We start from the raw sequence: 12,429 nt of genomic DNA, 5'->3' as shown, positions 1-12,429 counted from the left end.
GGGGTCTGGTATGAGCAAGAGCATCCCCACCATCCAGAAGTACATGACCACCAGCCCGCACACGGTCGGCGCCGACCAGACCTTGGCGCATGCCCACAAGGTGCTGCGCGAGCTCGAGGTGCGACACCTGCCCGTCCTGCGCGGAGGAGAGCTGGTGGGCATGATCACCGAGCGCGACCTGGCGCTGGTCGAGACCCTGCGCGACGTGGACCCGACGGTGATCCTCGTCGAAGACGCCATGAGCCAGGGCGTCTACACCGTGTCCCCCGATGCGCCCCTGGACGAGGTGGTGAGCGAGATGGCCAGCAAGAAGTACGGCTCCGCCATCGTGGTGCAGAACCACAAGGTGGTCGGCATCTTCACCACCGTCGATGTGTGCACGGCCTTCGCCGCGTTGCTGCACGGGCGCCTGGCGTCGCGCTGAGGGGAGGCTCGTTCGCTGGGTCGCGGGCCCGGCGGCACCGGCGACCGCTCAGTCGGCGCAGCCGGCAGTCACCTGCGCGACGCCGGCGGGCGGCGTGTCGAGGCTGTCGGCGAACGCCAGCGCGGCCTCGCGTGTCTCGAACATGACCGCTACGCCGTGCCAGTCGGGGGCCACCCCGAGGGCCTCGGCTGCGCCGCGGTCGCAGCCCAGCTCGCCGACGGACACCATGATGGAACGTTCGCGCAAGGGCCCTGCGGCCTGCTCGAGGGCGGGCGCGCCGGCCTCCGCGACGGCGACGTATACCGCGAAGAGCGTGGCTCCGTGGACGGGGGCCACCTCACCGACCGCGGTGGGGGTCGCGATGGGCTCGGCGCCCGTCGTCGACTCGGCTCCGCTCGGGGTGTCCGCGGGCCCGCCGCACCCTCCGAGGCAAACGGCGGACAGGGCGAGAGAGAGGAGGGGGTGGCAACGGCGCGTCATGGTGCCGCCAGGATAGCGCCGCACCCCGACCCTGAGAACGGCCCGAGCGCACGGCCGACGGCCCGTTCGTGCGCATGCCGCCGAATCTGGTGATCGAAGCGGCGCGTATCGCCACTGACGACTCGAGGGCCACGTCCGGCCCGAGGAGACCGTCATGCCCGTACACTCGCTTTCACGCCGATTCTTGCTCACCTTGCTCGCGCTTTCCACGCTCCCCGCGCCCGGGTGTGGCGGCGGCGACGCGCCCCTCGCGGACGCATCCGTCTCCGACGCGGCCGCCCTGCCAGACCAGGGCCCGGCCCCACTCGGCGCCACGTGCGCCGCGTCCGCAGCGTGCGCCAGCGGGTACTGTGTGGACGGCGTGTGCTGCGAGTCTGCATGCGACGGCGTGTGCGAGTCCGCGACCTGCAGCACCGCGGGAGAGTGCATCCTGGCGGACGCGACGACCATCTGCCGCGCGGCCACCGATGCGTGCGACGCGGCCGAGCTGTGCACGGGCACGTCCGCCGTCTGCCCCGTCGACGGGCTCGCCAGCGCCGGGACCGAGTGTCGTCCGGCCGCGGGAGCGTGTGACGTTCCGGAGCTGTGTGACGGAAGCTCGGCTGCCTGCCCGACCGACACGCTCGCCGACACGTCGACCGAGTGCCGCACAGCCGCCGGGCCGTGCGACGTCGCCGAGCACTGTTCTGGAGACAGCGCCGCGTGCCCGGCCGACCAGCTGCATGACAGCGAGCTGGCTTGCCGCCCCGCCGCCGGCGCGTGCGACCTGACCGAGGTCTGCACCGGCGCGAGCGCGGAGTGTCCAGCGGACATCTTGGCCGACGACGAGACAGCCTGTGGTGCCTACCAGTGCACCGGCAGCGCGGCCGCGTGCCCAGCGTTCTGCTCCAGCCACGCGGACTGCCGCGCGGGCGCGATGTGCGTCGCGAGCACCTGCATCGAGGGGCGCTGGGCGTTCACGACGAGCGGCACGCACATGGGTGACCTCGGCGGGTTGGCCGGCGCCGACGCGTTCTGCCAGAGCCACGCGGACGCGGCCGAGCTACCCGGCACGTATCGCGCCTGGCTGAGCGACAGCACGGGCTCGCCGTCCACGCGCTTCACGCGGTCGACCATCCCGTGGATCATGCCCGCGGGCAACACCGGCATCGTCCTCGCCAACGACTGGAGCGACCTGACGGACGGGTCCATCCAGGCGCGCTTCCTCCGCACCGAGGCTGGGGTGCAGGTGAGCAACAACATCCCGTTCACCAACACGACCGGCGCTGGAACGGAGTGGAACGGCAACGACTGCAACGATTGGACGACCACCACGGGGGGTGGGGCGTACGGAAGCACCGGCGGCACCGACTACACCTGGACACAGAGCGGGACGGCCGGGGCCTGCAACGTCCTGCACCGCTACTACTGCTTCCAGATGTGAGCCTGGGCCGGGGTGCCGCTGCGAAGCCGTGACGGTGGCATCCCATGGTGGCGTGCGAAGGCGCGCGAGAACGCGGCCTGCGACTGGTACCCGACGCGCGCTGCCACCTCGTCCACGCTCAGCCGCGCGTCCTGCGCGAGGTAGCGCGCGGCGAGGTCCAGTCGCCAGCGCGTCATGTAGTCGGCGGGCGAGAGACCCACCGTCTCGCGGAAGCGCTCACAGAACGTCGTGCGTGACAGCGCCGCGAGGCGGGCGAGCTCGGCGATGCTGAAGTCCGCCGCCGGGTCCGCGTGGAACGCCTGCAAGCAGCGCGCGATGGCCGGGTCCCCGAGCGCTCGAGCGAACGGCACGTCCGCGCGCGTGCGCACGAGCTCCCGCAGCGCCTGGATGAGCACCACCTCCACCAGCCGATCGATCAGCGCCGCGCTCCCCTCCAGCTCTTCGCGCAGCTCCCGCCACAGGCCCGCGACCAGGGCGGGCAGCCAGCTCGCCTCCGCAGACTGGACGACCACGTGGTCGGGCATGGCGACCAGCAACGGGTGGTGTTGGCTGCGGAGGGTCATGTGCCCGCAGAGCAGCTCGGTCGAGGGCTCGGGGTGGAGCGAGAGGATGCCCGTCGGGCCGACCGGCGAGCGTCGCAGCACGGTTCCCAAGCTGGTCATGCGTCGCCGTGGCGCGTCGCTCAAACCGTGGGCTAGGCCACGGGGCACGAAGGCCAGGTCCCCCGGGCCGAGGGCCTTGGTCTCGTCGCCCAGCGTCAGCGTGCATGCACCCGACAGCACCACGTGGAAGCGGATCACGCCCTGCTGAGGCGGGATCTGCACGCCCCACGCCCCACCGACCTGCACGCGGAAGTAGCGCGTGGTGCGCAGCTCGAGGTGGGTCAACACACTGGAGAGGACATCCACGGCGTACCTCCGAACGAACGGCAACGAAACACGGCCACATGAGCATGGAGCATCCGCCGGGCGGTGGCTAGCGTGTCCACCCAGCGACGGACGTCGTCGCGTCACCCCGGAGCACGCCATGCCACACGACTCGCAGCCCCTCAGCACCCTCTCCCGCACCTACGCGTTCGCCCAGCCCGGCGACTTGGGCGCTCGCGCCCGCGCGATGAGCGGTCTCGAGTTCCTCCAAGAGCTCATCGCGCACGACACCGACGTACCCATCGGCGCGACGCTCGGCTTCCGCCTCGCGAGCGTCGAGCCCGGGGCGTGCGTCTTCACCATCGACCGCATCGAGCCGCACCTCTTCAACCCCCTCGGCGGCGTCCACGGCGGCTGGTACGCGGCGGTGCTGGACGCGCCCCTGGGCGTGGCGCTGCACTCCACGCTCCCCGCGGGCGTCGGCTACACCACGCTCGAGCTGAAGGTGAACCTCACGCGTGCTGCCAAGGTGGGCCAGGCCGATCTGCGCGCCGTCGGCCGCCTCGTGCATCGCGGCCGCACCACCGCCGTCACCGACGCGCAAATCCTGGACGCGGAGCAGCGCGTGTACGCCCACGCCACGTCGACCTGCCTCATCCTTCAGGGCTGACGGCGCTCCCCGCACGCCGGCTGCATGTTCGGCCGGCTGCTGCGGGACGCGACGCGAGGCGCCGAGCTCATCCCGTCAGTCGAGGGGCATGCGTACGCTCACTCGCGCAGACGCGATCACGTTGCGCAGCAGCTCGTACGCCAGCCCTCGCTCCGAGAGCGTCTCCGGCTGCACCCCGTCGAACGCGCGCGCGCCCTCGTAGGTGATGACGACGTCGGTGACCCCGGGAAGCCACGCGCTGAGCTCGTCACGCGCGAGCACATCCGTCGAGCCCACCAGCAGGTCCACCGACACGTCGAACGCTCGAGCCTGCGCCTCGCTGGGCGCGCGGTATGTCCCCGAGGCCCGCAGGCTCTGCCGCACCAGCTGCGCATCGAGGCCGTCTTGGGCGACGATCGCGCGCTGGTAGAGACCGCAGTAGGTCGTGCCCTCCGTGGTGGTGCCGCCGCCGTACTCCACCAGCTGTCCGTCGAGCGCGTCCAACACCGTGGGCGCCTCCACCAACGTCCCGTCGCTGACCCACACGTGATCCGCGCGCGCGCGCCCGGGGAGGACCAGGGCGCGCAGCGCCGCCACCGTCGCGTCCGTCGTGTCCGGTTCACAGGGCACCAGCTCCACCGCCCCGACCCCGAACCACAGCGCCGTGAGCCGCACCTCCACGCCCTCGTCGGAGGTGAAGAGGTAGGCGTCGTCCGTGTCGTCCTGCACGGCACCTTCCCAGCTGACGCCCATGAGGTAGCGCACGTGGGCGCCGTCGCCCACGAGTCGTATCGGGGTGTCCGCGCCGCTCGGGTCGTCCTCGCAGCCACTCGCCGTCAACAGGAGGAACGCCGCCAGCACGCCGCACGCCGACCGCCTGTGCGCCGCCGCCCGCGCAGCCGTCGTGCGCCCGTGCGCAGCCTCGCGCGGTGCCCGGGCTCGCGGCGGCTCCGCCGGCCCAGCGTTCATGGGCAGTCCGCGCTGCAGTTCTGCGCGTTCTCGGGGCCGCCGCAGATGCCGTCGCCACAGCACATCATCTGCCCGGGCATGCACATCGGCAGGCCCATCATGTTCATGCCGCCGTCGCCACGGTCCGCCACGTAGTCGTCGGCGGCGCCACGCAGGCAGCCCGTCATGAACGGGAAGGTCAACGTCGTGTGGTAGGCGTAGCCGTCGGGCCCGTCGTACCCGTTGCAGCGGTCCAGGTACACGTAGTCCTCTCCGGCGGGCAGCTTGTCGTCCCGTCGGACGTATTGGTGGGTGCACCACGAGTAGTCCACCAGCACGCAGCGGCGCCCGACCACCGTGTCCGTCCCGCCATTGCCCGCCACCGTCACCGAGCACGAGAAGTGGCAGTTGGCGTCGGTGCAGCAGTCGTCGTCCGTGGTGCAGGTGGACCCTTCGACGCCCAGGGCGGCGGCCTCGCCCGGCGCGTCACCCCACGTGCCGAGCCCGCCATAGACCCAGCCGCTGCGCGCGCGCCGCACGTCCGTGCAGGCGCCGTCGCCGTCGCGCGCCACGCACACACAGGAGCCCATCATCGGGTATCCGTCCGCGGACCAGCCGACCACGCCCGAGGGCTCGGTGCAGGGCGCGGTCATCGCCGCCTCGATGTCCCAGCCAGCGGTCGCGTCTGCGTAGGAGTTCGCGGGGGCTCCGCTCGCGTCGCGCTCGAAGCACGCGTCGATGGCCGCATGGTAGTGCATGGTGAACGCGGTGTGTCCGCCGCAGAAGTCGAGCGCGGCGCCGTTGCCGTAGTCGTCGCTCGTGTCGTTCGGGTAGTTGTACCCGGGGTTGCCGTAGGGGTCCGGCATGGCCCCCTCGTTCGGACCGAACACCGGGGAGCCCGCGATCATGAACCCCGTCGTGTCGAAGCAAGGGATCTGCTGGTACACGCGGGTCACGCTGTCTTCCGTGTCCGACATGAGGGTCGCCGAGCCGAGCGCGCACAAGCCGCTCGGCTCGTTCTGGGTGGCGGTGTCCGGGGCCGCGAGGTACTGCGTGTACGCGGCGGCGCAGCCGTTGATGGTGTTCGCGTCGGTCGCGCTCGTCGTGCCCGCATAGGGGGCTGGCGTGAGCGGGACGCGGTAGATGAAGGCGTTCTCCACGAGCGCGTTGGGCGTGGTCGCGACGAAGTCGTAGTGCGGTAGCGCGTTCGTCGCGACGTACGCGTGCGTGTCGTCGCACAGCACGGCGATGCACGGCGTCATGTCCGTGCCCTCGTTGTCGATGGTGATGCCGCTCAGGTTCATGAGCGAGCCGGCCACCGCGGCGCCTCCCGTCACGCCCGCGCAGTCGCGCAGCGTGCCCGTCAGCGTGTAGGCGTCACCGGCCTCCTCGAGCAGCGCGGTGCAGGCCGTGGGGGCGACGACCCCTTGGTCGCCTGTCACGCCCACGTCCGCCCCCGCATCGGGGGAACCCCCACCTCCACCCCCGCAGCCCGCGACCGCGAAGCCGACGAGCAGCGCGCAGCACGTCGTGAGCCGCATGGCCCCGCGTGTGGTGCGAAGGTGGAGAGAGGCGCGGTGAGAGGGGCGCGGATGCGGGGCGGGTAGGGCAGACAATGGCGATCTCCGGCGTTGGGGCTCACGCGCCCTCGGTCAGGGTCGCACGAGCGTCGCATGCTCGACAGGGTGTCCGGAGATTCGGTGCTCGGCTGTCGTACGCGTGTCGTGTTCGTGTATCGATTTGTAGCCAGATGCGGCCGTGTCGTGCGGCGCGTGCCGACCATGGAGCGCCACCACCGGAACCGCGGGGCAGTGGCGATGCGGAGGATACACTTCGTGACAACTCCTCGGTGGCGACCGCCTGGGATTGTCGGCAGGCTGAGTGGGCCTCGTTCGTCGTTCGCGCGCATGTCGACCTCCACCGCCACCGCCACCGCCCACGTCCTCATCGTCGAAGACGACGCGCCCCTCGCGCGCTTGATGGCCGCAGCGCTCGCGCGCGACGGACTGCGCGTGGACACCGAGGGGCGCGGCGATCGCGCGGTCGAGCGGGTGCTCTCTCTCGCGCCCGACCTGCTCATCCTCGACCTGATGCTGCCGGGCCTGGACGGGTTCGACGTGCTGCGCGCCCTACGCCCTCGCTGGGGAGGCCCCGTGCTCATGCTCACGGCGCGTGGCGACGACTTCGATCAGGTCACGGGGCTCGAGCTGGGCGCGGACGACTATGTCATCAAGCCCGTCGTGCCTCAGGTGCTGCTGGCGCGGGTCCGCGCGATGTTGCGCCGTGAGCGGCAGGCGACCTCGAGCGTCCTGCGCTTCGGTGCGCTGCGCCTCGAGACGGGGGCGCGCGAGGCGTTGGGGCCGTCCGGGCCCATCCCCCTCACCAGCGCCGAGTACGACCTGCTCGCCTTCTTCGTGCAGCACGCGGGGCGCGTCATCGAGCGCGACGAGCTCTTCCTCGCGCTGCGTGGCGTCCCCTACGACGGCCTCGACCGCTCGCTCGATCTGCGCGTCTCCAAGCTGCGCAGCAAGCTGCGCGAGCACCTCGGCGGGGACGCCATGATCCGCACGGTTCACGGGCGCGGCTACCTCTTCGCGGTGCGGACGTGAGGCGTCTGTTCCTGCGGCTGTACCTGACGGTGGGCGTCGCGGCGCTCCTGACGGCGCTCGGGATGATCACGCTCGCCTCCCTCCCGCGGATCCGTCACGGCCTCGGCCTCCCGAGAGGTGAGTCCGGAGAGGGGCCAGCGCGTCCGCCGCACGCGGGGCGCTCCCCGCGGGGCGACGTGGCCGAGGAGCGCGCCGTCGCCTTCGTGCGCGAGACCGCACGCCGGCTACAGGCGGGCGAGCCCGCTCCAGAGGTGCTCGCCGCGGCCCGGCCGTGGGTCGGGGAGAGCGTCCACGTCGCGCCCCTCGCGCGTCTGGACGTGCATGGTCGCGACCGCACGCGGCTCGCCCGCGGGGAGGTGGTGATGACCGGACCACCCTACGCGCGTCGTGCGCTCCTCTTGGTGCCGGAGAGCGACCGGGTCGTGGTCGGCCGCCTGCCGCCCCCCGAGCCGCCGCCGCTGGGCGGGCACGTGTTGGGCACGCTGCTGCTGATGGCGTTCGCGGCGCTGGGCCTCACGCTCGCGCTGTGGCCGCTGCGCAGGCAGCTCGTGCACCTCGCCGACACGTCCGAGCGCTTCATCGGGGGCGACCTCGGCGCGCGCGTCGAGCTGAGCGGCGCTGACGCCATGCAAGACATCGCCAAGGCCTTCAACGGGATGGCCGCCCGCTCGGAGGAGCTCTTGGAGCGCCACCGCGAGCTCCTGCAGTCCGTGTCCCACGAGATGCGCACGCCCGTCGCGCGCTTGCTGTTCGCCATCGAGCAGCTGGCCGACGAAGAGGACCCGCTCGCGCGCGACGCCATCTTGGCGGACATGCGCGCGACGACGGGAGAGATGCGCGCCCTCACGGACGAGCTGCTCGCGTTCTATCGCCTGGGGCCCGACGCACCTGCTATCGAGCGGAGCTCGGTGGACCTCTCCGAGCTGGTCGATGATGTCGCCTCTCGTTGGACCGGTGCCGTGGTGGAGCGGGCCGACGCGTGCGCCCTGGTCGCAGGGGACGAGCGCCTGCTGTTCCGCGCCATCGACAACCTCGCCGCCAACGCCGTGCGCTATGCGCAGCCGCCCACGCTGCGCCTCGAGCGCGCCGGCGCCGAGTGGCTGGTGCACGTCGACGATGGTGGCGAGGGCATCCCCGTCGAGCGCCGCGACGACGTCTTCGAGCCGTTCGTGCGCCTCGAGAGCAGCCGCAGTCGAGAGACGGGCGGCTCGGGCCTCGGGCTCGCCATCGTCAGGCGCGTCGTGGAGCGACACCGGGGATCCGTCGCCATCACGCAGAGTCCGGAGCGCGGCTGTCGCGTCACGCTGCGTCTGCCCGCAGCTGGTTAGGGCAGGCCGCAGCGCTCAGCTCGCGCGCTCGACCTGCGTGCGGATGCTGTCGGCGGTAGGCGTCGTGCGCGCGGAGGCGAGCACGCCGTCGGCGCCGCCCCGTGCTGCCACAGCCGCGCTGAGCTGCGCGAGGCCCGCGTCGACCGTGACCTGAGGCGCGTAGCCCAGCTGCTCACGCGCAGGAGAGATGTCGAACGACGTGCTGCGCCCACGTTGGATGACGTCGGTCAGCGTGAGCGTCCCCAGCCCCAGGCGCGCCTTGAGCGCAGCCACGGCCACTCCGGCGCCGGGGCGGGGCGCTGCGAGCCCGAGGGCGGTGCACAGGCCACCGTAGAAGTCTCGCGCGAGGGTCAGCTCATCGTCCGTCACGTGATAGAGCGAGCCCGCAGCGCCCGCGCGCTGGGCGGCCAGCCAGACGGCGAGGGCGAGGTTGTCGACGTGGCAGGTCGCCACCAACGTGTCCCCGCGCCCGACCAGCTGCACGCCCCCCGCGCGCGACTCCCGCACCAGACGCGGCAGCAGGCGCCGCTCGTCCGGACCCCAGGGGGTCGCGGCGCGCAGGACGACCGTCGACATGCGCTGATCGCCCAGGCCGATCACCAGCTCCTCCGCCTCGAGCTCCGTGCGCGCGTGGGGAGCCTTGGGGCGGTGGCCCAGCGCCTTGTCCTCGTTCCAGTTCACGCGGTCGTGGTCGGCCAGGGTCACGTCCACGCAGCCCACGTGGACGAAGCGCTTGCAGCCGGCGTGGCGCGCGGCCTTGAGCGCGTTCTCCGTCCCCGCCACGTTGACCCAGCCGAGCACCTCGAGGCTCGCGTCGTGGGCGCACTCGCGGGCCGCGTGCACGGCTACGTCGCAGCCCCGCGCGGCTTCCGCCATGGCGCTCGGATCGCCCACGTCCCCCGGGAACCAGGTGATGTCTTCACCGGCCGGTCCGGGCTCGTCGGGGGTCCCGCTGCGGGTCAGCGCGTGCACCGCGACCCCTGCCTGCGCGAGGCGCCTACGCACTGCCTGGCCGACCTGTCCGGTGGCCCCCGTCAAGAACACTGTCATCGACCGCACGTACCGTCAGACACCATCGCGACGCAAGTGTTGCTCGCTGTTGACACCCAAGATCCTTTTGCTAGGTTCCGCCGCGGAGAGCTGTCCGAGCGGTCAAAGGAGCTTGATTCGAAATCAAGTGTGCTGGCAACGGTACCAAGGGTTCGAATCCCTTGCTCTCCGCCAAAACGGGTCTGGTTGGTCTTTGAACTTCTGCGTTCCACTCTGCGCCAAAGGCGCAAGTGGGCTAATCCATGCCTTAGAAGGGCTTGCCCTTCGCCTAGGAGAGGTGACCGAGCGGTCGAAGGTGCACGACTGGAAATCGTGTGTGCCCGCGAGGGTACCGGGGGTTCGAATCCCTTCCTCTCCGCCATTCTTCGGCCCTCGTCCGCTCGGGGGTCTTCGGGCGAGGCGCTTTTTCGGAGCGCCGTCCCCGCCCCGTGTGCTACGGGGTGTTCGTCTTCGGACACCTCTTATGGTCCTGCCAACGCTGGCCCGTGAACCCCGCCAGGCCCGGAAGGGAGCAACGGTAGCGGTCTCCAGCGTGTGGTGGGGCCACTTTCAATTCTGCGCCGGGGCCACGCGCGGAGAGCTCGTCGCGGACCCGCGATGCGACGTCCTGCGCGGCTCACGTGTCCGTCGATTCGGTCCTTTCCCTCTCCCGGTCGCCGCGTTTTGCCCTAGGGTCGAGCCCGTCATGTCCGACGACCTCGTCATCGACGCGCGCATCACGGTGCCAGGGAGTGCGCTCTCCTGGTCGGCCGCACGCGCCAGCGGCCCCGGCGGGCAGAACGTGAACAAGGTCTCCACCAAGGTGGAGCTGCGCCTCGACCTGGACGCCGCCGAGCTCCCCGGCGCCGTGCGCCTCCGGCTCGAGCAGCTCGCGGGGCAGCGCCTGAATCAGGACGGGTCCATCCGGGTGGTGAGCGACGTGACCCGCAGCCAGCAGCGCAATCTGGAGGACGCGCGCGTGCGGCTCCAGCAGCTGGTGCTCTCGGCCACGGTCGTGCCCAAGCGCCGGCGCCCCACCAAGCCCAGCAAGGGCGCTGTGCGGCGGCGCCTCGAGGGCAAGAGCCAGCGCTCCGAGGTCAAGCGGGGGCGCGGCAAGGTGGACAGCGGAGACTACTGAGCGATCGGAGGGTCGTGGGCGCGCGCGTTGCGTCGGAACCTGCTATCCACAGCCGACCATGGACGAAGACTTCATGCGCGCCGCAATGGCTCAGGCCGCGCTGGCCGCGGACCAAGGCGAGGTGCCAGTGGGCGCCGTGGCGGTGCGGGCGGGCGAGATCATCGCGGTGGGGCGCAACCTGCGGGAGCGCAGCCAGGACCCCACGGCCCACGCCGAGCTCATCGCGCTGCGGGCCGCCGCCGCGCGCCTGGGCACCTTCCGCCTCGACGACGTGTGCATGTACGTGACGCTCGAGCCCTGCCCCATGTGCGCCGGGGCGATGGTCAACGGGCGCGTGCGGCGTGTGGTGTGGGGCGCGGACGACCCGAAGGCCGGCGCGACGCGCACCCTCTATCAGCTCGGAGACGACCCCCGCCTCAATCACCGCTTCGAGGGGGTCGGCGGGGTGCTGGCCGGCGAGTGCGCCGAGCAGCTCTCGTCGTTCTTTCGGGCCCTGCGGGCGCGACAGAAGGGCGAGCCAGCGGCTTCGCGTTGATCGAGGATTGACACGCCGGGGGCAGGGGGCTAAGAACCCGCCCCTGCCGACCGGTCTCCGGGAGGCGCGTGGATTGACAACATTCTTGGAGAGGTGGCCGAGTGGTCGAAGGCAATCGCTTGCTAAGCGATCGTACGGGCAAAACCTGTACCGGGGGTTCGAATCCCTTCCTCTCCGCCAAGTGCGCTTCGGGCGCCAACTTCGCTTGACGAGCGGGCTTGGACGACTAAAGTGCGCGACTCGCTGGACGCGTGGCTCAATGGATAGAGCACCGGTCTACGGAACCGGGGGTTGGAGGTTCGAGTCCTCCCGCGTCCGCCAGCAAAGCCCCTGCGCTCCCCGCGCAGGGGCTTTTTCATGCGCGTTTCGAGGCGGCGGTCCTGACTCGCCCCAGCCGTCGCCGTCCGTTTGCTCCGAGCCCGGCGCCGTGGCGCCGAACGGCGCGGGGCCGGGGGATACACGCAGCCCTGAGCGGGGGGGGTATGGAGGAATCCGCGGGGGCCGCTCGGTCTCCTCGACGTGCTCGCCCGGGGCGCGCGGCAGGGGCCGCGAAAAGCAGCACTCGGGGGTGGCGAGTGCCAAAAAGTTCATCAAACCCCCTTGCCCCGACGGCCCCGGGTGTTTATCAGAGGCATCCCGCGCGGGCTCGCGGCCGCTCCGGCCACCGCCGCGCACAACGACTCAACCGAGGTGACTCTGCGATGAAGATCCGACCCCTACAGGATCGCGTGCTCCTGGAGCGCGTGGAAGAAGAGAAGAAGACCAAAGGCGGCATCATCATCCCCGACACCGCCAAGGAGAAGCCCATCGAGGCGAAGATCGTGGCGGTAGGGAATGGTGCCGTGGGCGACGACGGCAAGGTCCGCGCGCTGACCGTGAAGAAGGGCGACCGCGTCCTCTTCGGCAAGTACTCGGGCACCGAAGTGAAGCTCGACGGCAAGGACTACATCATCATGCGCGAGTCGGACATTCTCGCGATTCTCGACTGACTCGACGGAGG

At 71.3% G+C, this 12,429-nt stretch carries 13 protein-coding genes, 4 tRNA genes and 1 other RNA gene; 13 read left to right on the top strand and 5 right to left on the bottom strand.

Annotation, left to right across the window (positions count from 1 at the left end):
- Positions 1 to 43 precede the first annotated feature (43 nt).
- Positions 44 to 424, top strand: coding sequence for a CBS domain-containing protein (locus H6726_07620; protein MCB9657500.1), 381 nt, complete (start codon positions 44 to 46; stop codon positions 422 to 424).
- 48 nt (positions 425 to 472) lie between these two features.
- Here H6726_07620 and H6726_07615 read toward each other — a convergent pair whose 3' ends face one another.
- A complete protein-coding gene (locus tag H6726_07615) occupies positions 473 to 904 on the bottom strand; it encodes a hypothetical protein (protein MCB9657499.1) in 432 nt (143 codons plus the stop codon).
- 154 nt (positions 905 to 1,058) lie between these two features.
- Between H6726_07615 and H6726_07610 the strand changes: the two genes are divergently transcribed.
- Positions 1,059 to 2,327: a hypothetical protein gene (locus tag H6726_07610; protein MCB9657498.1), complete on the top strand. Its 1,269-nt coding sequence runs from the start codon at positions 1,059 to 1,061 to the stop codon at positions 2,325 to 2,327.
- Here the strand turns inward: H6726_07610 and H6726_07605 are convergent.
- Positions 2,309 to 3,235: an AraC family transcriptional regulator gene (locus H6726_07605; GenBank protein MCB9657497.1), complete on the bottom strand. Its 927-nt coding sequence runs from the start codon at positions 3,233 to 3,235 to the stop codon at positions 2,309 to 2,311. The genes H6726_07610 and H6726_07605 overlap by 19 nt on opposite strands.
- A 118-nt stretch (positions 3,236 to 3,353) precedes the next feature.
- Here H6726_07605 and H6726_07600 point away from each other — a divergent pair, with 118 nt between their 5' ends.
- Positions 3,354 to 3,863, top strand: a complete 510-nt coding sequence (locus tag H6726_07600; GenBank protein ID MCB9657496.1) for a PaaI family thioesterase — start codon at positions 3,354 to 3,356, stop codon at positions 3,861 to 3,863.
- Positions 3,864 to 3,938: 75 nt separating this feature from the next.
- Here the strand turns inward: H6726_07600 and H6726_07595 are convergent, their stop codons facing one another.
- A complete protein-coding gene (locus tag H6726_07595) occupies positions 3,939 to 4,811 on the bottom strand; it encodes a hypothetical protein (GenBank protein MCB9657495.1) in 873 nt (290 codons plus the stop codon).
- Positions 4,808 to 6,331 (bottom strand): YHYH protein, encoded by a 1,524-nt coding sequence (locus tag H6726_07590; protein MCB9657494.1) that lies wholly within the window; start codon positions 6,329 to 6,331, stop codon positions 4,808 to 4,810. Before H6726_07590 ends, H6726_07595 begins: the two co-directional genes overlap by 4 nt.
- Before the next feature lie 366 nt (positions 6,332 to 6,697).
- Between H6726_07590 and H6726_07585 the strand changes: the two genes are divergently transcribed.
- Positions 6,698 to 7,399: a response regulator transcription factor gene (locus H6726_07585; GenBank protein ID MCB9657493.1), complete on the top strand. Its 702-nt coding sequence runs from the start codon at positions 6,698 to 6,700 to the stop codon at positions 7,397 to 7,399.
- On the top strand, positions 7,396 to 8,727 hold the full coding sequence (locus H6726_07580; GenBank protein ID MCB9657492.1) for a hypothetical protein: 1,332 nt from the start codon (positions 7,396 to 7,398) through the stop codon (positions 8,725 to 8,727). Before H6726_07585 ends, H6726_07580 begins: the two co-directional genes overlap by 4 nt.
- Positions 8,728 to 8,742: 15 nt before the next feature.
- Here the strand turns inward: H6726_07580 and H6726_07575 are convergent, their stop codons facing one another.
- Entirely contained in the window at positions 8,743 to 9,777 is a 1,035-nt protein-coding gene (locus H6726_07575; protein MCB9657491.1) for an NAD-dependent epimerase/dehydratase family protein, read from the bottom strand.
- 84 nt (positions 9,778 to 9,861) lie between these two features.
- On the opposite strand from H6726_07575, the gene H6726_07570 reads away from it, so the two are divergent.
- The 8 genes from H6726_07570 (at position 9,862) to groES (ending at position 12,418) form a co-directional block, all read left to right on the top strand.
- A tRNA-Ser gene (locus H6726_07570) sits at positions 9,862 to 9,951 on the top strand.
- 97 nt (positions 9,952 to 10,048) lie between these two features.
- Positions 10,049 to 10,138, top strand: a tRNA-Ser gene (locus H6726_07565).
- Positions 10,139 to 10,239: 101 nt separating this feature from the next.
- An RNA gene (gene ffs / locus H6726_07560) (signal recognition particle sRNA small type) lies at positions 10,240 to 10,328 on the top strand.
- A 134-nt stretch (positions 10,329 to 10,462) separates the two neighbouring features.
- Positions 10,463 to 10,894 (top strand): aminoacyl-tRNA hydrolase, encoded by a 432-nt coding sequence (arfB, locus tag H6726_07555; GenBank protein ID MCB9657490.1) that lies wholly within the window; start codon positions 10,463 to 10,465, stop codon positions 10,892 to 10,894.
- Between the two features lie 73 nt (positions 10,895 to 10,967).
- Positions 10,968 to 11,429, top strand: a complete 462-nt coding sequence (locus H6726_07550) for a nucleoside deaminase (GenBank protein MCB9657489.1) — start codon at positions 10,968 to 10,970, stop codon at positions 11,427 to 11,429.
- Positions 11,430 to 11,516: 87 nt separating this feature from the next.
- A tRNA-Ser gene (locus H6726_07545) sits at positions 11,517 to 11,609 on the top strand.
- A 65-nt stretch (positions 11,610 to 11,674) separates the two neighbouring features.
- Positions 11,675 to 11,750 (top strand) — tRNA-Arg (locus H6726_07540).
- Positions 11,751 to 12,130: 380 nt separating this feature from the next.
- The gene (gene groES / locus H6726_07535) at positions 12,131 to 12,418 is read left to right on the top strand and encodes a co-chaperone GroES (protein ID MCB9657488.1); all 288 of its coding nucleotides are present in this window, start codon (positions 12,131 to 12,133) and stop codon (positions 12,416 to 12,418) included.
- The last annotated feature ends 11 nt before the right edge of the window (positions 12,419 to 12,429 follow it).

The organism is Sandaracinaceae bacterium (genome assembly GCA_020633055.1).
Lineage (GTDB): Bacteria > Myxococcota_A > Polyangia > Polyangiales > Houyiibacteriaceae > JADJJE01.
The sequence above is the reverse complement of the archived record's forward strand: the minus strand, read 5'-3'. Positions and strand labels throughout refer to the sequence as shown.

Bases quoted from the DNA above. Each gene is read 5' to 3' on its own strand.
- H6726_07615 (MCB9657499.1), bottom strand. From the start codon at position 904: ATGACGCGCCGTTGCCACCCCCTCCTCTCTCTCGCCCTGTCCGCCGTT.
- H6726_07600 (MCB9657496.1), top strand. From the start codon at position 3,354: ATGCCACACGACTCGCAGCCCCTCAGCACCCTCTCCCGCACCTACGCG.
- H6726_07550 (MCB9657489.1), top strand. From the start codon at position 10,968: ATGCGCGCCGCAATGGCTCAGGCCGCGCTGGCCGCGGACCAAGGCGAG.
- H6726_07610 (MCB9657498.1), top strand. From the start codon at position 1,059: ATGCCCGTACACTCGCTTTCACGCCGATTCTTGCTCACCTTGCTCGCG.
- groES (MCB9657488.1), top strand. From the start codon at position 12,131: ATGAAGATCCGACCCCTACAGGATCGCGTGCTCCTGGAGCGCGTGGAA.
- H6726_07575 (MCB9657491.1), bottom strand. From the start codon at position 9,777: ATGACAGTGTTCTTGACGGGGGCCACCGGACAGGTCGGCCAGGCAGTG.
- H6726_07590 (MCB9657494.1), bottom strand. From the start codon at position 6,331: ATGCGGCTCACGACGTGCTGCGCGCTGCTCGTCGGCTTCGCGGTCGCG.
- H6726_07585 (MCB9657493.1), top strand. From the start codon at position 6,698: ATGTCGACCTCCACCGCCACCGCCACCGCCCACGTCCTCATCGTCGAA.
- H6726_07620 (MCB9657500.1), top strand. From the start codon at position 44: ATGACCACCAGCCCGCACACGGTCGGCGCCGACCAGACCTTGGCGCAT.
- H6726_07595 (MCB9657495.1), bottom strand. From the start codon at position 4,811: ATGAACGCTGGGCCGGCGGAGCCGCCGCGAGCCCGGGCACCGCGCGAG.
- arfB (MCB9657490.1), top strand. From the start codon at position 10,463: ATGTCCGACGACCTCGTCATCGACGCGCGCATCACGGTGCCAGGGAGT.